Raw genomic sequence first — 18,702 nt, 5'->3', positions numbered from 1 at the left:
ACACCGCCGGACATCGGCAGAGCGTGCGCGGTCTTCCGGTCGAGCGGGTGCAGGAGCTGCTGCAGGAGCGGGCGCTGAGCCGGTAGGGGCGGGGAAGCGGCTGGCGAGGGCACCCGCGTTCGCGGTCGAGAAGGCGAGGAAGATGTCGCCCGAGAAGTGGGATCCCGCGGTCCCCGTGCGCGCGAGGCCCAGCGAGACTCTCCGCGCCATCGCCGTGCACTGTCCGGGCAGCAGCGGCGCGTCCGTCGCCACGACCACGATCACGCTGCCCGCTCCCTGCGGCGGCATCGCCGGACCCGCCGCGGCAGGTGCCGCCGCCGCGTTCGCCTCCGTCGCGGACTCGGCCTTGAGCGCAGGCCCGACGTGCTCTCCGCGCACCGTCAGCTCCGACATCTCGCCGAAGTTCGCCTGCAGGAACACGCCGACCGTGTACTCGGCGTCGCCCAGCACGACCCGTCTCGACGCGGTCCCGGATCCGCCCTTGAACCCGTAGCAGATCATCCCGGTGCCGCCGCCGACGGCGCCCTCGTCGACGGGCCCCGTCCGGGCGGCGTCCAGTGCGCCGACGGCGTGCTCGGGGCGCACGTGCAGGCCGTTGATGTCGTTCAACCGGCCGTCCCACGTCTCCGCCACGACCGGGAGGAGCCATTGATCCGCTGCCCCGGGGACCACGTCGAGCATCCAGCGGATCGCGCCCTCGTGCGCGGCGCCGACGGAATGGGTGTTGGTGATGAGCACCGGGGTGCCGAGGCTCCCCGACTCGGCGATCCACACGGATCCGGTCATCTCCCCGTTGCCGTTCAGCGCATGCACCCCGGCGGCGACGGGGGTTCCGGCGCCGGCGCGGCCTCGCGGCAGGATCGCGGTGACGCCGGTGCGGACGACGGCCGCCCCGCCGTCCTCGATGAGAGTGGTGTACCCGACTTCGACGCCCGGCACATCGGTGATCGCATTGTGCGGGCCTGGGGTCCCTCCGCGCACCAGTCCGAGATCGTGCGCGCGTGCCCGGCTCATCCGCGCACCTCGTCCTCGAGCTCCTCGTCCGCGGGCAGCGGGAGCGTCCAGCGATCCGGCTTCCCGCGCAGGTAGAGCGCGTAGTAGAGCAGACCGACGGCGAAGATCCCGACCGCGACCGCGACGGGGACCCAGTCGGCGATCAGGCTCATCACCAGGATCACGAGCGTCGCGAGCGTCATCAGGATCGGCGCCGCGGGCCACATCGGCATCCGGTACTCGGCGGCGTCGGTGGTGTGGTTGATCCGTCCCACGAACGCGGCGAGGCCGACCAGGGCGTAGAGGATGACGATGCCGGCGCTCGTCGCGACGAGCAGGACGTTGAACGGCACGAGCCAGAGGCAGAGCGCGGCGATCACCCCGACGATGATCGTCGCGACCACGGGGGTGCGCAGCGTCGGGTGGATCCGCCCCAGGGGGCGGTTGATCGCGTCGGGCCACGAGCGATCCCGCGCCGAGGAGAACAGGGTCCGGCCGAACTGCAGGATGATCGCGAGCACCGCGTTGATCACGGCGACGGCGATCCCCACGCTGACCAGGGTGTTGACGACGGGCCCCGCGCGCTCGGTGAGGAACAGCGTCATCGGCGAGGGCGACGCGACGAGCGCCGCGAGGTCCTTCGAGCCCAGCAGCACGGCGATCGTGGGGACGATCTCCGCGACCACGGCGATCAGCAGCGACCACAGGATCGCGCGGCCGATCGTGGAGCGGGCGTTCTTGGTCTCCTCGGCGTAGTAGACCGCGGCGCCGTAGCCGTTGAACGCGAACAGGGCCGTGGCCGTGTACGAGACCACGAGGCCGGCGGACGCGCTCACGAGCACGCCTCCCGGACCGCTCGTCGCGACCGTCCACAGCGTGGAGATCGGCTGGCTCACGTGCAGGAAGCCCACCACCGTGAGCACGACCAGCGCGCCGATCTCGAGGATCAGGAAGATGCCGGTGACCCACGCGTTGGTCTTGATGCCGAGGCAGGCGATCACGGTGGTCACCAGGATCACGACGATCCCCACCCACCCGCCCCCGAGCGCCTCGGAGAGCACTCCGAGGTACTGCCCCGCGCCCGAGGCGATCACGCCGATGATCAGCACGCCGCTGACCAGGTTCAGCAGGAACAGCCCGAAGCCCCAGGGCTTGCCGAGCGTGCGCGCGACGAACGCGTACTCGCCGCCCGTGATCGGGAAGGCGCTGGAGAGCTCGGCGTAGCAGAAGGCGACGAACACGCCGACGAGCGCGCCGATGAGGAAGGCGAGCGCCGATGCCCCGCCGATGCCGTTGATGATCGCGGGCACGATGATGAAGACGCTCGACGCGGGCGTCACGGCCGAGAGCGTGATCAGGATGTTCTCCTTGAAGGTCAGCCCACGCGACAGCTGCTGTGGGTACTTCCCCGCCTCGGGGATGATCCCCGGAGCTTTCGCCCCCCGCGCGCCGGCGGCCTCGCCGAGCTCTTCCTGCAATCCGTCGCTCATCCTCGAGCCTTTCGTCGGGTATGGATATTTGATTGCCCAGTCAAAAGCACGCGCCCTGTTAAGTCAACGAATCAATGCAATATTCTGACTGACGAATCAAACTCGAAACATTTGGGGCCGAATCCGGTCGGATCCGACAGCGGACCGCCCGCCCTGAGAGGATGGGCGCATGGCAAGCGCGAAGAAGACAGCGGAGCGTCGCGACCAGCTGATCCTGGCGACGCTCGACGCGATCCGCGATCGCGGGATCGCGAATCTGCGCATCCAGGACGTCGCCGAGCGCGCGGGGGTCTCCACCGGTACGGTGCACTACCACTTCAACGACCTCGACCAGCTGATCAGCGACGTCTACAGCTGGGCGTGCGAGCGGTTCTACACCACGCGACTGCAGGCCCTCGCCGACATCGAGGACGCGCGTGATCAGCTCGCCGCGATGATCGATGCCGGCGTGCCGCAGAGCCAGCACGATGCGCTGGTCATCGCGATGCACGACGTCGACCTGTTCCGCAGGGGCAGCCCGAACATGGCCTCGCTGCTGCAGGCGCTGTACGACCGCCAGGTCGCTCTCTACTTCTCGGCGCTGCAACTCGGCGTCGCCCAGGGGCACTTCCACCTGGCAGGCCCCATCATCGACCTCGCGCAGAACTTCGTCGCGCTCGAAGACGCCTACGAGATGCACATCATCAGCGGCAACGGCTCGGCGGGTCCGCGACGCGCGCGCGAACTGCTCCTCGGCTACGCCCGCATCGTGACCGGCTGCGCCGAACTCTCCCTGCGGAGCTGAGCCGCGAGCCGGATCAGCCTCCGATCAGGACGCGCCGCGCGGCCCGGAGAGCATTCCGCGCTCATCGGCCGGGGCGGGCTTCTCGGTGCTGCGCCAGGCCGGGGCGATCCTCGGGCGGTCGTCCCTACTCCCAGGCGGCGGCGTCGGGATCGATGCCGTGCGCGCGGGCGTTCGCATCGACGATCGTGCGGAACCAGGCGGCCAGTCCGGGTCGGATCCCGTCGTAGTGCGCAGCGAAGCCCGGATCCGCGGCGTACATCCGCACCATGCAGACCTGCATCGACCGGCTGAGCGGGAAGTAGGACGAGAACACCGCGCGATGGCGATCGACGAGGCGATCCGCGGCGGCGTCCCCTGGCCCGAGGCCGGCGTCGAAGGCCGCACCGAGCGCCTGCTCGAAGTCCGCCGTGGCGTCGGCGATCGCCTTCCACTCCTCGGCGGAACGCTCGGCCGAGCGTTCCGCGTACTGCGCCCATTGCGGCGTGGCCCCCCAGCGCGCTCGCGCGCCGTCGATCCAGGAGGGGTCCCAGTCGGGGCCGAACACGGCGACCTGCTGCTCGGGGGTGAGCAGCACCCCGCGCTCGTGCGCGGCGATCATCCGCTCCAGCCCGGTGTCGAGCTGCGCGAGCCGGGCGATGCGCTCCCGGATCCGTTCCCGCTGCCGTCGCAGTTCCGCGGGCGCCTGGGCGCTCGGATCGTCCAGCAGGGCGCGGATCGCGGCCAGCCCCAGCCCGAGCTCGCGGTAGAGCAGTATCCGCTGCAGTCGCTCGAGGTCGCGGGTCGTGTACAGGCGGTACCCGCCCGTCGATCGGAGCGACGGGCGGGCCAGCGCGATCTCGTCCCAGTGGTGCAGGGTGCGCACCGTGATGCCGAGCACGTCCGCGGCGCGGCCCACGGTCAGGCCGTCGCCGATCCGCACGCCCGGGGCGTCGAGGATCCGGCGTTCAGTCATCCTCCTCATTCTGCCCGCCGTCCGCGCCGACCGGCCCGGTGATGCCCATCGCCGCGAGATTCCGGGCTCCCTGACTCTCCGGCACATAGGGCTTGGCCGCGGTGAACACGACCCGCACGCGCTCCGGCGTCACGACCTCGACGTCCCGGGTGTTCCAGAACGTGTCCGTCGGCCCCTGCACCGCGTCGGGGTCGAGCGCGCGACAGGCCGCCGCGATCGGCTCGATCTGCTGCATCACGCAGGAGAAACCGACGGTCATCGCCGGCGTCTCCTCCTGCACCTCGTCGGCCCGCACGAGCAGCACGTCCTGGAAGGCCCAGCGGCGCAGGTGCACCACGCGACCCGGTGTGCGGAACAGCTCGATGAAGTCCAGACCCCGGGTCCAGAACGCGACGGAGGCGTCCAGATCCGTCGTCGGGACCGTGACGAAGGCGGGCATGCCGTAGATGCCGCGGTACGGCTCCGGCGGCACCGCGTCCGGACCCGGCGGAGGCACAGGGCTGATCTCGAAGGCGTCGTAGTAGTCGTTCATGAGGCCAGCCTCGCCCCTCACGTCACGTCAGGGTCAAGCCCGGATCCGAACGGGCGGCTGATCCACGGCCCCGTCGCCCGGCTGCCGCACGCGACGGATGCACGACCGGATCACGGATGCACGACGGATCCTGCGTTCTCCTCGTGCATCCGTGACGGGGTCGTGCATCCGTCGCGCGAACGTCACCCCGACGCTCAGTCCGGCGCGCTCCCCGCCGCCAGGTGCCGCTCCGCCTCGGCGGCGAGTTCGCCGAGCACGAGCTCCCCGGTGTCGGCGTCGTAGTCGTACAGCTCCCCGTAGCGCCCCCAGTCGATCGCGATGTCGAGCTGCCTGCGGGCGTCCTCGGCCGTGTAGCCCCGCCGCAGCAGGTCGAGGAAGAAGTCGTCGCGCAGCGCGCCGTCGTCGCTGTTCTCCAGGGCCTTCACGATCGTCCGGATGAGCGGAGCGCTCTGCACCGCCCGCGCTGCGAACAGCTCCTTGCTGGACTGGATGTCGGCGGTCAGCCACTCCCGCCCTCCGTCGCTGAGGAACGCCTGCGCGCCCTCGACCTCGAGTAGCCCGAGCAGCTGCGCGGCGTCCACGAGCGGCAGCAGGTCGTCCACTTCGAACGACAGCTCGTCCGCGAGATCGGGCAGATCGGTCTGCCCGTTGTGCGCGTGCACGATCTCGATGAGGCCGGCGAGCCCGCCCACGGTGATGTCCGGCAGCGGGTGGCTGAGCGGGGTCGGTGCGGGCACCACCGATGACGTCGGCACCCGCTCCGTGTCGGTGAGCATCGCGTAGAGCGCGTCGATCGTCGACTCGAACGACGGGCTGCGGCGATCGCGCGGCCGCGGCAGCAGGATCGGCACCTCGCCCTTGACGTGTCCGGGATTGGATCCCAGCACGACCACCCGGTCGGCGAGCAGCACCGCCTCCTCGATGTTGTGCGTGACGATGCAGATGGCGGAGGTCGGGAACTCGGGCTGGGCCCAGAGCGACATGATCTCGCCCCGGAGGTTCTCCGCGGTCAGCACGTCGAGCGCCGAGAACGGCTCGTCCATGAGCAGGGCGTCCGGACGCAGCACCAGGGCGCGCGCGAAGCCCACGCGCTGGCGCATGCCGCCGGAGAGCTCGCGGGGATACGCCGACTCGAAACCGTCCAGGCCGATCACGTCGATCGCGGCGAGCGCGCGCTCCGTGCGCTCCGCCGCGGGCACGCCGCGGGCCTCGAGCCCCAGCTCGACGTTGGCCTGCACCGTGAGCCACGGCATGAGCGCGAACGACTGGAACACCATCCCGACGCCCGGGTTCGCGCCGTCGAGCCGCTCGCCGCGGTAGCGCACCTCCCCCGTCGTCGGCGCGATGAGCCCCGCCATCGTGCGCAGCAGGGTCGACTTGCCCGATCCGGATTTGCCGAGCAGGGCGACGATCTCGCCCTTGCGCAGCGTGAGCGAGACCTCCGAGAGCACGTTGAGCGTGGTGCCGTCGGCAGAGGGGAACGAGGTCGTCACGCGGTCGATGTCGATGAGCGGCGCGCCGGTCTCCAGCGTCACGGGCGTGCGTGCGGTCTTCAGTGCCATGGGGCACCTCCTTCAGGAATCAGGAGTGAGGAGAACAGGAGTGAGGAGAACAGGAGTGAGGAGAACAGGAGTGAGGAAACAGGGATGAGGTCAGGTCAGGGAGAAGCGGGTCTCGGCGATCCGGTACAGGCGGCGCCAGAACAGCCGGTTGATGCCGACCACGAACAGCGTCATGACGATCACGCCGACGAACGTGCGGGCGAAGTCGCCCGCCGCGGTGGCGTTCGCGATGTAGGCGCCGAGCCCGGTCGCGGTGAGGGTGGTGTGTCCGTAGCCGACCACCTCCGAGACGATCGACGCGTTCCAGGCGCCGCCGGCCGCGGTGATCCCGCCGGTCACCCACGAGGCGAACACCGCGGGCAGGATCAGCCGCTTCCAGCGGAGCCATCGCGAGACGCCTAGGTTCATCGACGCCTCGCGCAGATCCGCCGGGATCGCCGAGGCGCCCGCGATCACGTTGAACAGGATGTACCACTGCGCGCCCAGCGCCATCAGGAAGATGCCGCCGATGTCGAGGCTGATGCCCGTCGTGATCAGCAGCAGCGTGACGAACGGGAACAGGAAGTTGGCGGGGAAGCTCGCGAGCACCTGCACCACGGGCTGTGCGAACCGGGTCACCCTGGGGTTCATCCCGATCCATACGCCGATCGGCACCCAGATGAGCGTCGCGACGAGCACGAGCACGACCACGCGCGCGAAGGTGACGAAGCCGAGCAGCAGCGCCGTGGCGAACTCCGCAAGCCCGACGGATCCCTGGATGTAGATCAACAGCTCGATCGCGCCCCAGGCGATGAGGAGCCCCACGACGACGCCGAACACGATGTCGCCGGCGCGGCGTCGGCCCGCGTTCACGCGCAACGGGCGATCGGCGAGTCCGAACGGGCGGGTCAGGGCGTCGAGGCCGCGGCTCACCGGGCGGAAGGCCATGCCGAGGTAGCGAGGGACGCCCGAGTGCCGGAGCACGGCGAGCGTCATGCTGCGCTGCGGCACGGCGGCCGAGGTGTCGCCGGTGCGGAACTTCTCCGCCCACGCGGTCAGCGGACGCCAGAACAGCGTGTTCACGCCGACCACCATGAGCACCATGACGCCGATCGCGAGCAGGATCGCGGGGATGTCCTGCTGCTCGGTCGCGGCGGCGACATACGATCCGATGCCGGGAAGAGCGTAGGTGTGGTTGTTGACCGAGATCACCTCGGACGCGACGAGGAAGAACCAGCCGCCGCCGAAGCTCATCATCCCGTTCCAGACCAGCGGGATCATGCCGCTGGGGACGTCCAGCTTCCAGAAGCGCTGCCATTTCGTGAGCCGCAGCAGTCGTGCGGCCTCGTCGAGTTCACGGGGTTGCGTGGTCAGCGAGCTGTAGAACGCGAACGTCATGTTCCATGCCTGGCTCGTGAAGATCGCGAACACCGAGGCGCATTCCAGCCCGAGCATGGATCCGGGGAAGAGGACCAGCCAGATCGACAGCGTGACGGACAGGAACGCGAGCACCGGCACCGACTGCAGGATGTCCAGCAGCGGGATGAGGATCTTCTCGGCGCGACGCGATCGCGCCGCCGCCGTCGCGTAGACGAACGTGAACAGCAGGGACGCCAGCAGCGCGACGAACATGCGCAGCAGCGAGCGCAGCGCGTCGTAGGGAAGGTTCGCCGGGTCGGTGGAGACGCTCGCCGCGGCGTTCGCGGGGGTGAACGGCGCACCCACGCCCTCGGCGAGGCGGATCAGCAGGAACAGCAGAACGGCGAAGCCGACCAGCACGACGGCGTCGGCGATGAGACGGGTGCGCGAACGCACGCCGACGGAGGTGTGGCCGGCGAAGGGACGGAGGATCGTCATGGCGGGCTCCATGAGACGAGCGCCGCCCGAACGAGCCGCCGGTCAGGGAATCAGCGGCGCATCGGGTGAGCGCGAAGGAAGAGGGGACGGGATTGATCAGCAGGATGACTCACCGTCATCACCTCCTCGGCTCGCGGTCGACGGCCCGTGCGCCGGGCCACGAGTACGATATCCTCATTCAATCGGTTGCGCAAATGAATGCAGGAAGGATCTCGTGAGCACGCTCGACGAAGGCCGCATCCCCGCCACCCCTGAGCGCCTCGCCGCCGCGGCGGGGACCTTCGACCTGCTCTCGGTGCCCGGCCGACTGCATCTCGTCTGGCTGCTCGCCGGCGGGGAGAGCGACGTGACGACGCTCTCCGAGCGCACCGGATCGAGCATCCCCGCGACCAGTCAGCAGCTTGCCAAGCTGCGCGCCGCCGGGGTCGTGTCCTCGCGCCGCGAAGGCAGGCGACAGCTGTACCGTGTGGACGATCCGCACATCGTGACGCTCGTGCAGGCCATGTTCGAGCACATCGCCGCCGACGGCACGATCGCCCTCGCCCCGGATGAGCGCCGCCCTCCCCGAAGGCCCCGGTTCCAGTCCGCGGGCTGACCCCGCTCCCGACCCCTCAGCCGATCAGCACGCGCCGCGCGGCGCCGGAGAGGATTCCGCGCTCATCGGCCGAGGCGAGCTTCTCGGTGCTGTGCGCCGTGGAGTTCAGCAGTCCGAACACCGCATGCATCGCGACCTGGAGGTCGGCCGGCGCGATCTCGGGGCGCAGCCGTCCGACGACCTCGGCCCACAGGTCCAGGTACTGCCTCTGGAGCTTGCGCACCTGACGGTTCGGAGCCTTCGGCAGCGTGCCCAGCTCGCGGTCCTGCACGCGGATGATGTCGCGGTGCGCGAGCGCGAAGGTGAGATGGAAGTCGATGAGGTCGTCCAGCACGTCCAGATCCGAGGAGTGCGGCGCCGCGACGATCTCGGATCCGCCCTGCAGCAGGAATTCGCTGGTGCCGATCAGGATCTCCTCGAGCATCGCGTCCTTGCTCGGGAAGTGCCGGTACAGGGCCGGCCCGCTGACCCCGACCGCGGTGCCGAGCTCGCCGATCGAGACCGCGTGGAACCCGCGATCGGCGAAGAGCCGGGCGGCGGCGTCGAGGAAGAGCTGCCTCGTCCGTGCCTTCCCCTGCGCCCTCGCGGTGGTCATCCCGTAAGGATAGCGATCCTGGACAGTCGAGTGAACGCGCGCTAACATCTATTTCAGTTACCGATCGTTCACTGAGGAGCTGATCTGCGTGTCCGAGACGATCCCGTCCGAACTGCCGGAGGAGTACCGCGAGCTGTCCGCGACGGTCCGCGATTTCGCGGAGCAGGTGGTCGCCCCTGTCTCCGCGCAGCACGACCGCGAGCACAGCTTCCCCTACGAGGTGGTCGCGGGCATGGCGGAGCTGGGCCTGTTCGGCCTGCCCTTCCCGGAGGAGTACGGCGGCATGGGCGGCGACTACTTCGCGCTCTGCCTCGCCCTCGAGGAGCTGGCGAAGGTCGACCAGAGCGTCGCCATCACGCTCGAGGCCGGCGTCTCGCTCGGGGCCATGCCGATCTTCCGGTTCGGCACCGAGGAGCAGAAGCAGCGCTGGCTGCCCTCGCTCGCCGCGGGCACGCAGCTCGGAGGCTTCGGCCTCACCGAGCCCGATGCGGGCAGCGACGCCGGCCGCACGCGCACGACCGCGCGCCTCGACGGTGGTGAGTGGGTCATCAACGGCTCGAAGCAGTTCATCACCAACTCCGGCACCGACATCACCGCCTTTGTGACCGTCACCGCCGTCACGGGCGAGACCGAGCGCGGCAAGGAGATCTCGACGATCATCGTGCCGTCCGGCACCCCGGGCTTCGTCGTCGCCCCTCCCTACGACAAGGTCGGCTGGAACGCCTCGGACACGCACGGACTGTCCTTCGACGACGTGCGCGTGCCGGAGGGGAACCTCCTCGGCGAGCGCGGGCGCGGCTACGCGAACTTCCTGCGGATCCTGGACGAGGGGCGCATCGCGATCGCGGCCCTCGCGGTCGGCGCCGCGCAGGGCTGCGTCGACGACGCGGTCCGCTACGCGAAGGAGCGCCAGGCGTTCGGCACCCACATCGGCGGGCATCAGGCCATCGCGTTCAAGATCGCCCGCATGGAGGCGCGCGCGCAGGTCGCCCGCCGCGCTTACTACCACGCGGCCGCGCTCATGCTCGCGGGCAAGCCCTTCAAGCAGGAGGCGGCGATCGCCAAGCTCACCGCGAGCGATGCCGCGATGGACAACGCGCGCGACGCCACCCAGGTGTTCGGCGGCAACGGCTTCATGAACGAGTACCGCGTCGCCCGGCACTACCGCGACTCGAAGATCCTCGAGGTCGGCGAGGGCACGACCGAGGTGCAGCTCATGCTGATCGCGCGCAGCCTCGGACTGTGATCCGGGACCACTGAGCGAGCCCGCCTTCCCCGGGGACGCAGAGCGAGCGCGCCTTCCCCGGGATCGCTGAGCGAGCACGCCTTCCCCCGGGGACGCAGGGCGAGCGCGCCTTCCCCGGGGACGCAGAGCGAGCGCGCCTTCCCCAGGGTCGCTGAGCGAGCGCGCCTTCCCCCAGGGTCATTGAGCGAGGACGCGCAGCGACCGAGACGAAACGCGGCACCCCCGGATCACCGCGTTTCGGTCGACTCCGTCGTCCTCGCTCAACGACCCCACAATCCAGAATCTGCCCGAAATCGGGCAGATTCTTGTCATTGGAGATCCTGGATCCGCATACTCGACTCATGACCGACGATGACCTGATCCACCGGATCGCGGCGTCCACCGGTCTGCCGGCGAGCGTGGCCGCGCGAGTCGTCGACGACGTCCTCGCCTGGTACGACGAGCCCGTCGAAGCCTTCGTGCGCCGTCGCCACGCCGAGCTCCAGCTCTACGGCACGCGCAACGCGGAGGCCTTCGCGGTCATCGCCGCGGAGCTGCGCGGCCGTCGCGTCGCGGCCCCGGAGCTCTCCGAGCGGCAGCTGCGCCGCATCGTGTACGGCTGAGCCCGGCACCGTCCTGTCCTCTCACCCCCTGTCCCCCTCACTCCTCAGGAGCCCCCACATGTGCGGAATCGTCGGATACATCGGCCACCAGGCCGCCGCCCCCGTCCTCGTCGAAGGCCTCACGCGCCTCGAGTACCGCGGCTACGACTCGGCCGGCATCGCCGTGCTCGGAAGCAAGGGCACGACCTCGATCCGGCGGGTCGGCCGGGTGCGCGAGCTCGAGGCCGCGCTCCCGAAGCGGCTCACCGGCACGGTCGGGATCGGCCACACCCGCTGGGCGACACACGGTCCCGCCCTCGAGCAGAACGCGCACCCCCAGCGCAGCCAGGACGGCCGGATCAGCGTCGTGCACAACGGCATCATCGACAACGCCGCAGCCCTGCGCACCCAGCTCGCGCAGTCGGGCGTCGAGCTGCGGAGCGACACGGACACCGAGGTGATCGCGCACCTCATCGCCCAGTCGGATGCGGAGACCCTCGAGGAGGCGGTGCTCACGGCCCTCGCCCGGATCACGGGCACCTACGCCCTCGCGGTGCTGGACGAGCGGCACCCCGAGCGGATCGTCCTGGCCCGCAGCGGGTCCCCGCTGATCATCGGCATCGGCGACAAGGAGATGCTGGTGGCCAGCGACGTCGCCGCGCTCGTGCGGCACACCGATCGGGTCGTGCACCTGAACGACAGCGAGCTCGCGACCGTGACCGCGACCGGCTTCAGGACCTTCGACCGCGGCAACAGCCCGACCAGCTCGGAGCCGGTCGAGATCAGCGTCGCGGCAGAGGATCTCGAGCTCAGCGGCTATCAGCACTACATGCTCAAGGAGATCCACGAGCAGCCCGACGCTGCGGCGATGGTCCTGCGCGGCCGGCTCGACGAGAGGTTCGCCACCGCCCGCCTCGACGGTCTCGGACTGGATCCTCGGGAGCTCCGCAGCTTCCGCCGGATCAAGATCCTCGGCTGCGGGTCCGCCTACTACGTCGGCCAGCTCGGCGCGCAGCTCATCGAGGATCTGGCGCGCATCCCCGCCGACGCGGAGGCCGCATCGGAGTTCCGGTACCGCCAGCCCATCATCGAGTCGGACACCCTCTACGTCGCGGTGAGCCAGAGCGGCGAGACCGCGGACACGGCCTTCGCCGTCGAGGAGATCAAGCGCAAGGGCGGCCGCGTGATCGGCGTCGTCAACGTCGTCGGCTCGACCATCGCCCGCACGGTCGACGGCGGGATCTACCTGCACGCCGGTCCGGAGATCTCCGTCGCCTCGACCAAGGCGCTCACGAACATGGCGCTCTCCTTCGCCCTGCTCGCGCTGCACCTCGGTCGCCTCCACGACCTGTCCCACGCGGACGGCCAGCGCATCCTGCGCGGGCTGCAGCGCATCCCCGAGCAGATCCGGGAGATCCTCGAGAACACGGATCCGATCGCGGCCGTCGCCGAGGACATCGCGAAGGCGCAGAGCGCGTTCTACATCGGGCGGGTGCGCGGGTTCCCGGTCGCCCGCGAGGGCGCGCAGAAGCTCAAGGAGATCAGCTACATCCACGCGGAGGCCTACCAGACGAGCGAGCTCAAGCACGGCCCCCTCGCCCTGATCGACCCGCACATGCCGACGGTGGCCGTCATCCCGCAGGACGAGCTGACCGACCGCAACCTCGCCGCGGCTGAGCAGGTCCTCGCGCGCAAGGGCCCGCTGATCGCCATCACCCACGCCGGGGTCGACCTCGCGCACCTCGACGCGCGGACGATCGTCGTCCCGAAGAACGAGCCGGAACTGGATCCGATCCTGCTCACCATCCCGACCCAGCTGCTCGCCTACCAGGCGGCGGTCCGCCTCGGACACGACGTGGACAAGCCCCGCAATCTCGCGAAGTCGGTCACGGTGGAGTGACGTCCCCCTCCGTTTCGAAGCGCGCGAATGGCGGTGATCGCGCCGCGGATCGAACCATTTGCGCGCTTCGAAACCGCAGCCGGAGGACAATGGCAGCATGAGCAGCACGGGAATCACCGGCCGGGACGCGGTCATCGTCGCCGCCCGCCGCACCGCCGTCGGCGTCGGCAAGCCGGAGCGCGGGGTCTTCAGCGGCGTGCACCCCGTCGACCTGTCCACGCACCCGATCCGGGCCGTGCTGGCCGATACGGGCGCCGATCCGGCCCTCGTCGACGACGTCCTGTGGGGCTGCGTCTCGCAGGTCGGCGAGCAGTCCTTCAACGTGGGCCGCAACGCCGCCCTCGCCGCGGGGCTGCCGGAGCACGTGCCGGGGATGACGATCGACCGCCAGTGCGGCTCGTCGCAGCAGGCGATCCAGAGCGCCGCCGCGGCGATCATCGCGGGCCACGCCGACATCGTGGTGGCGGGCGGGGTCGAGGTCATGTCCCGCGTGCCGATGTTCTCCAGCGTCGGTTCTGTCAACGGCATCGGCCAGGATCCCTACGGCCCGCTCATGCACGAGCGCTTCCCGGATCTGGGCGACCAGGGCAGGGGCGCCGAGCTCATCGCCCGGAAGTGGGGCCTCACCCGCGCCCAGCTGGACGAGTTCTCCGTCCGCTCGCACCAGAAGGCCGCCGCGGCGACTGCTGCCGGGCTGTTCGCGGACGAGATCGTCCCCGTGGAGACCCCCGCAGGAGTGGTCACGACCGACCAGGGCATCCGCGCGGACTCCACGGTCGAGCGCCTGGCGACCCTCCCGACGCCGTTCCTGGAGGACGGCATGGTCACGGCTGGCAGCGCATCGCAGATCTCCGACGGCGCGGCCTCCGTGCTGATGATGACGAGCGCGCGGGCCGCCGAACTCGGGCTCGCCCCGATCGCGCGCGTGCACAGCGTCGCCGTCGTCGGGTCGGATCCGATCCTCATGCTCACCGGACCGATCCCCGCCACCGCGAAGGTGCTCGCTCGCGCCGGCCTCGGCATCGCCGACATCGGCGCCTTCGAGGTCAACGAGGCGTTCGCCCCTGTCGTGCTCGCCTGGCTCGCCGAGACCGGCGCGGACCCCGACCTCGTCAACCCGCGCGGAGGCGCGATCGCCCTCGGCCACCCCCTGGGCGGATCGGGCGCGCGGCTGGCCACGACCCTGCTGCACCACATGCGGCAGAACGGGATCCGCTACGGCCTGCAGACGATGTGCGAGGGCGGCGGCATGGCCAACGCGACGGTGTACGAGCTGCTCTGAGCCCGCGCGACGCGCTGCTCAGGCGTCGATCACGCTCGGGCCGTCCGGTGTCGCGCGCACCGTGATCTGGGCCGGGATCTGCTCCTGCATCGCCTCGACGTGGCTGATGACGCCGACGGTGCGACCGCCCGCGCGCAGCTCGTCGAGCGTGCGCATGGCGACGTCCAGCGTCTCGCCGTCGAGGGATCCGAAGCCCTCGTCGATGAAGAGCGTGTCGAGCTGGATGCCGCCGGCGCGGGCCGTGACGACCTCGGCGAGCCCGAGCGCGAGCGCGAGGGAGCCCAGGAACGTCTCGCCCCCGGACAGCGACTGGGCGGGCCTGGTCTGACCGGTGAACGCGTCGAAGACGACGATGCCGAGGCCGGAGGCTGCTCCGCGCGCCGCCCTGGCATCGCTGTGCTGCAGCTGGTAGCGCCCTGACGACATGTCGGCGAGGCGCAGGTTCGCGGCGGCGACGATCTCCTCGAGCTCCGCGGCGAGCACGAAGGTCTCGAGGTTCATCCGGTAGGTGTTGGCCCCGCGCCCGGCGACCGTGTCCGCCAGCTGCTGCAGAGTCTCGTGCTCCGCGGCCGCGGCGGCGCCGCGCGCATGCTCATCCGCCGCGGATTCGAGCAGGGATCCGAGCTGAGCGGTCACCATCCCCGCGCGGCTCGCCTCGTCGACGGCCGTCGACCACGCCGCACGCGCATCGGCTTCGGCGGCCTCGTGCGGGGCGAGGTCGATCGGTTCATCGGGAAGGGTCCGCAGCTCGAGATCGAGCAGGATCGCGCGTTCCTTGGTGCGTTCGGCGGCGTGCGCCGCGATCCGGCCCTCGAGCACGGCCTGGTCGGCGGGGCTGCGCAGAGCGGCTTCGGCGGCGGCCGCGTCGTCGAAGGAGGAGGCGGCCAGGGACTCCTGCTGTTCGGCGAGCGCGGCGGACGCCGCCTCGGCACGGGCGTCGCGCTCCTCGAGCGCCGCGGCGAGGCCCTGCGCCGCGGCGATCCGCGCGCCCGCATCGGCCACCCGCGCGGCCACCGTGGCGAAGGCACCCCGCGCCTGCGCGACGGACTCCTGGGCGGAGGCGAGCGCCTGCCGGGCCAGGGCGAGAGTCTCACTCGCTTCGGCGTGACGCGCGGAAAGCCCCGCGATCTCCGCCTCGAGCCCTTCGGCCGTCGCCCGCCGCTCGGCGAGACGCTGTTCGGCATCCGCGGCGGCCGTCCGGGCCGCCGCGGCGGCGTCCCGCTCCGCGGTGCGGGCCACGAGTTCGGCCTCCGCGTCCTCCACGGTGCGCCCGTCGGCGCGGGCCGTCGCGGCGGCGAGGGCGGCGTCCACCGACGCCAGGGCGCTCGTGGCCAGGCGCACCCGATCGGCGGAGCGCTCGCGCGCCTCGGTGGCCTCCGCCACGTCCTCCGCCGAGACCGGGTCGGCGTGCGCGGCCGGTGCCGGATGCTCCGTGGATCCGCAGACGCTGCAGGCCTCGCCCGGGATCAGGGCTTCGGCGAGCTCGCCGGCCATTCCGGCCTCACGGCGGCGGCGCAGGTCCGCGGCGTGCGCGAACGCCGCCGCGGCCTCCTGCTCGCGGTCCGCGACCGTACGCTCGGCCGCTCCCCGCTCCTGGGTCCGTGCCACCGCGTCTCTCGCGCCCTCGAGCCGCGCGGCGGCCTGGGCGACCGCGGCCTCGAGGTCGGCGGCGCGATCGGCGCGACGGCGCAGGTCGTCGCGCTCGGCGGTCAGCGCCTCGATCGCGGCGGGAAGGGCGGCGCGCTCCTGCTCGCGGACGGCGCGCTCCGCGGCTGCGGCCTCCGCCTCGCTCTGCGCGGCGGCCACCGCCGTCTCGTACGCGGCGAGCCGGGCCTCGGCCTCCGCCGCCAGCTGCCAGGCGCCGCTGGACCGGGTGAGGTCGGACGCCCACTCCCGCAGTTCCTCCGCCGACGATCCCCCCGGAGCGCCGTCATCGTCCGCGGTGCGCCCGCGCCACGCCTCCTCGGCCTCGACGACCGCCGCGGACGCCGCCGTGGCGGCGGCCGCCGCGCGCTCGGCCGTGCTCAGCACATGGCGGAGGGCTTCCGCAGCCCTGGCGTCGTCGAGCGTCCTGCGATCGGCGGCGATCCGGTCGGCGGCCGCATCGAGGGCGGCGAGCGCCGCGCGGGCGCGATCCCGCTCGGCCTGCGCCTGCCGCTCCTCGCGTGCGGCCGTGAGCGCCGCGCTCGCGGCGCGGTGCGCGGCCTCCGCCTGATCCCGCTCCTGACCGCGCTGCTCATGACGGTAGTCGGCGCGGGCCTTGGCCCGGCGCAGGGCGTCGAGCCGTTCGTCGAGGGACGGTGCCGGCTCGCCCGACGCCGGCGCTGGGTCATCCGATCCTCCCTGGTCGGCGCCGTGCAGGGCGTTCTCGGCGACGAGCTTCTCGGCCTGCTCCACGCGGGCGATCACCGTCGCGCGCCCCGCACCCAGCGCCTGCTCCGACGCCCGCCGGCGCTCGTCGAAGCGCGCCTGGTAGTCCTCGAACCGACCGGTCCCGAAGAGCCGGCGCAGCAGCGACTGCCTCTCCCGGCTGTCGGCGAGCAGGAAACGCGCGAAGCGCCCCTGCGCGAGCAGGATCACCTGCAGGAACTGCTGCAGGTTGAGCTGCAGGATCTCGTCCAGCGCGTGCGCGACGTCGACCTCGCGCGCGGCCCGGCCGATCCACCGGCCGTCGGCGAACTCCTCCAGCGCCACCGAGGACGCCTGCTTCGTCAGGCCGCCGCCGCGCTTCGCGGGGCGCTGGTACTCCGGCGATCTCGTCACCCGGTATCGCCCGGAGACGGTGCTGAACTCGACCACGACCTCGGTGGGATCCGCCGGCTCGCAGTGGTCGCTGCGCAGGCGCTTCTCCCCGCCCTCGTAGCGCGGCACGTTGCCGTAGAGCCCGAAGCAGACGGCGTCGAGGATGCTGGACTTGCCCGCGCCGGTCCGCCCGCCGATCAGGAAGACGCCGTCGTCGGCGAACGCGTCGAAGTCGATCGTCTGCCGCTTCAGGAACGGTCCGAAGCCCTCGATCTCGAGTCGATGCAGGCGCACTAAACCAGCGCCTCCGCCAGGGTGCGGTCGTCGAGCACCTCGCGGATCAGCTCCTGCTCGCGCGGCGTCGCCCCCGCACCGTTCCGCACGTGCGCGAGGAAGGCGTCGATGCGCTCCTCGTCCGTCGCGGCCGTACGCAGGCGCTCGCTGTACGAGCGCTCCTCGACCGACGCCGACCGCAGCGGCTCGTGCTGCACGAGGGCGCAGAACGGATACTTCTCGCGCAGCCGGCGCATCGGCTCGGTCTGCGGGAGGTCGTCCGTGTAGACCGCGCACACCCAGTCGTCCGCATGCGCGGCCACGTTCTCCGCCGAGAGGATCTCGTCGAAGGATCCGGTCAGCGTCACGAGACGGCGCGGCACGGGAAGCTCCAGCCACTGCGCGTCGACCGCGCCGTCCGCGGACAGGTCGACCAGCCAGGATCCGCGGGGCTTGTGCTGCTCACCGAAGCTGTAGTGCAGCGGCGCGCCGGCGTACCGCACCCGCTCCGAGAGCGCCTGACGCCCGTGGATGTGCCCGAGCGCGACGTAGTCCGCGTCGTCGAACACCGACACCGGCACCATGTCGATGCCGCCCTGACGGATCTCCCGCTCGAGGCCGGCCGTCGCGTCGACGCCGGCCGCGAAGCAGTGCGCGATCACGACGGAGCGGCCGGGGTTCTCCGCCATCCCCGCCCGCACGAGCCCCATCGCACGTGCGAGGGTCTGCGCCTGCGTGCGCAGCGGGCGCCCATCGGCGTCGTCGCCGGCGCTGACGCCCTCGTCGGCATCGGCATCGGCACCGGCACCGGCACCGGCATCCGCAGGCTTCTGGAAGGCGGCGTACTGCCGCACGATCGCGGGCTCGAGATAGGGGATCCCGAAGAACCGCACGGGTCCGTCGGCATCGTCGATGGTGATCGGCTCGCCGATCGTGCGCGGATCCGTCACGACGTGGATCCCGTCGCGCAGGAGGCGCGCCTGGAAGCCCAGCCGGGCCGCGGAGTCGTGGTTCCCGCTGGTCACGATCACCCTGGCTCCCGTGGCGTGCAGCGCGACGAGCGTGTCGGTCAGCAGCGTGTAGGCCGGAGCCGCAGGGGTCGCGGAGTCGAACACGTCGCCCGCGACGACGACCACGTCGACGTCGTTCTCCCGCACCTGCACGACCAGGGCGGCGAGCACCTCGGCGAGCGCTTCCAGGGTGGAGTGCCCGTGGAAGGTCCGGCCGATGTGCCAGTCCGAGGTGTGCAGGATCTTCATGACCACCACGCTACGGACGGGGTCGGACATTGCTCCCGAGGCGTGCCGGGAGTCGAGGACGGAGGACGGATCCCGGCCCG

15 protein-coding genes are annotated in these 18,702 nt (G+C 71.3%); 6 read left to right on the top strand and 9 right to left on the bottom strand.

Annotated elements, in window-relative coordinates:
* Together B7X32_RS01350 and B7X32_RS01345 are read right to left on the bottom strand one after the other, a co-directional pair.
* Positions 1–1,014 (bottom strand): P1 family peptidase (locus B7X32_RS01350; RefSeq protein WP_292714918.1); only part of this gene is annotated, 1,014 nt, incomplete at its 3' end.
* Positions 1,011–2,483, bottom strand: a complete 1,473-nt coding sequence (locus B7X32_RS01345) for an APC family permease (RefSeq protein WP_292714915.1) — start codon at positions 2,481–2,483, stop codon at positions 1,011–1,013. The genes B7X32_RS01350 and B7X32_RS01345, both read right to left, overlap by 4 nt.
* 169 nt (positions 2,484–2,652) lie before the next feature.
* Between B7X32_RS01345 and B7X32_RS01340 the strand changes: the two genes are divergently transcribed.
* Positions 2,653–3,267: a TetR family transcriptional regulator gene (locus B7X32_RS01340; RefSeq protein ID WP_292714912.1), complete on the top strand. Its 615-nt coding sequence runs from the start codon at positions 2,653–2,655 to the stop codon at positions 3,265–3,267.
* Positions 3,268–3,391: 124 nt separating this feature from the next.
* Here B7X32_RS01340 and B7X32_RS01335 read toward each other — a convergent pair whose 3' ends face one another.
* The 4 genes from B7X32_RS01335 to B7X32_RS01320 form a co-directional block, all read right to left on the bottom strand.
* Entirely contained in the window at positions 3,392–4,219 is an 828-nt protein-coding gene (locus B7X32_RS01335) for a MerR family transcriptional regulator (protein WP_292714910.1), read from the bottom strand.
* Entirely contained in the window at positions 4,212–4,751 is a 540-nt protein-coding gene (locus B7X32_RS01330; RefSeq protein ID WP_292714907.1) for a VOC family protein, read from the bottom strand. Before B7X32_RS01330 ends, B7X32_RS01335 begins: the two co-directional genes overlap by 8 nt.
* A 194-nt stretch (positions 4,752–4,945) precedes the next feature.
* Positions 4,946–6,313: a nitrate/sulfonate/bicarbonate ABC transporter ATP-binding protein gene (locus B7X32_RS01325; protein WP_292714904.1), complete on the bottom strand. Its 1,368-nt coding sequence runs from the start codon at positions 6,311–6,313 to the stop codon at positions 4,946–4,948.
* A 90-nt stretch (positions 6,314–6,403) separates the two neighbouring features.
* A complete protein-coding gene (locus B7X32_RS01320; protein ID WP_292714901.1) occupies positions 6,404–8,149 on the bottom strand; it encodes an ABC transporter permease subunit in 1,746 nt (581 codons plus the stop codon).
* 214 nt (positions 8,150–8,363) lie between these two features.
* On the opposite strand from B7X32_RS01320, the gene B7X32_RS01315 reads away from it, so the two are divergent.
* Positions 8,364–8,744, top strand: coding sequence for a metalloregulator ArsR/SmtB family transcription factor (locus tag B7X32_RS01315; protein ID WP_292714898.1), 381 nt, complete (start codon positions 8,364–8,366; stop codon positions 8,742–8,744).
* Positions 8,745–8,760: 16 nt separating this feature from the next.
* Here B7X32_RS01315 and B7X32_RS01310 read toward each other — a convergent pair whose 3' ends face one another.
* Positions 8,761–9,339 (bottom strand): TetR/AcrR family transcriptional regulator, encoded by a 579-nt coding sequence (locus B7X32_RS01310; protein WP_292714896.1) that lies wholly within the window; start codon positions 9,337–9,339, stop codon positions 8,761–8,763.
* 100 nt (positions 9,340–9,439) lie between these two features.
* On the opposite strand from B7X32_RS01310, the gene B7X32_RS01305 reads away from it, so the two are divergent.
* The 4 genes from B7X32_RS01305 (at position 9,440) to B7X32_RS01290 (ending at position 14,348) form a co-directional block, all read left to right on the top strand.
* Positions 9,440–10,585, top strand: a complete 1,146-nt coding sequence (locus B7X32_RS01305) for an acyl-CoA dehydrogenase family protein (protein ID WP_292714921.1) — start codon at positions 9,440–9,442, stop codon at positions 10,583–10,585.
* Positions 10,586–10,926: 341 nt separating this feature from the next.
* A complete protein-coding gene (locus B7X32_RS01300) occupies positions 10,927–11,187 on the top strand; it encodes a hypothetical protein (RefSeq protein ID WP_292714893.1) in 261 nt (86 codons plus the stop codon).
* A 58-nt stretch (positions 11,188–11,245) separates the two neighbouring features.
* On the top strand, positions 11,246–13,066 hold the full coding sequence (glmS, locus tag B7X32_RS01295; RefSeq protein WP_292714891.1) for a glutamine--fructose-6-phosphate transaminase (isomerizing): 1,821 nt from the start codon (positions 11,246–11,248) through the stop codon (positions 13,064–13,066).
* Positions 13,067–13,163: 97 nt separating this feature from the next.
* Entirely contained in the window at positions 13,164–14,348 is a 1,185-nt protein-coding gene (locus B7X32_RS01290; protein WP_292714888.1) for a thiolase family protein, read from the top strand.
* Between the two features lie 18 nt (positions 14,349–14,366).
* Here the strand turns inward: B7X32_RS01290 and B7X32_RS01285 are convergent, their stop codons facing one another.
* Together B7X32_RS01285 and B7X32_RS01280 are read right to left on the bottom strand one after the other, a co-directional pair.
* A complete protein-coding gene (locus B7X32_RS01285; RefSeq protein WP_292714885.1) occupies positions 14,367–17,384 on the bottom strand; it encodes an SMC family ATPase in 3,018 nt (1,005 codons plus the stop codon).
* Complete coding sequence (locus B7X32_RS01280) at positions 17,384–18,622, bottom strand: exonuclease SbcCD subunit D (RefSeq protein ID WP_292714882.1); 1,239 nt, start codon at positions 18,620–18,622, stop codon at positions 17,384–17,386. Before B7X32_RS01280 ends, B7X32_RS01285 begins: the two co-directional genes overlap by 1 nt.
* Between the last annotated feature and the right edge of the window lie 80 nt (positions 18,623–18,702).

The organism is Microbacterium sp. 13-71-7, from assembly GCF_002257455.1.
GTDB lineage: Bacteria > Actinomycetota > Actinomycetes > Actinomycetales > Microbacteriaceae > Microbacterium.
This window is presented reverse-complemented; position numbering and strand designations above follow the sequence as displayed.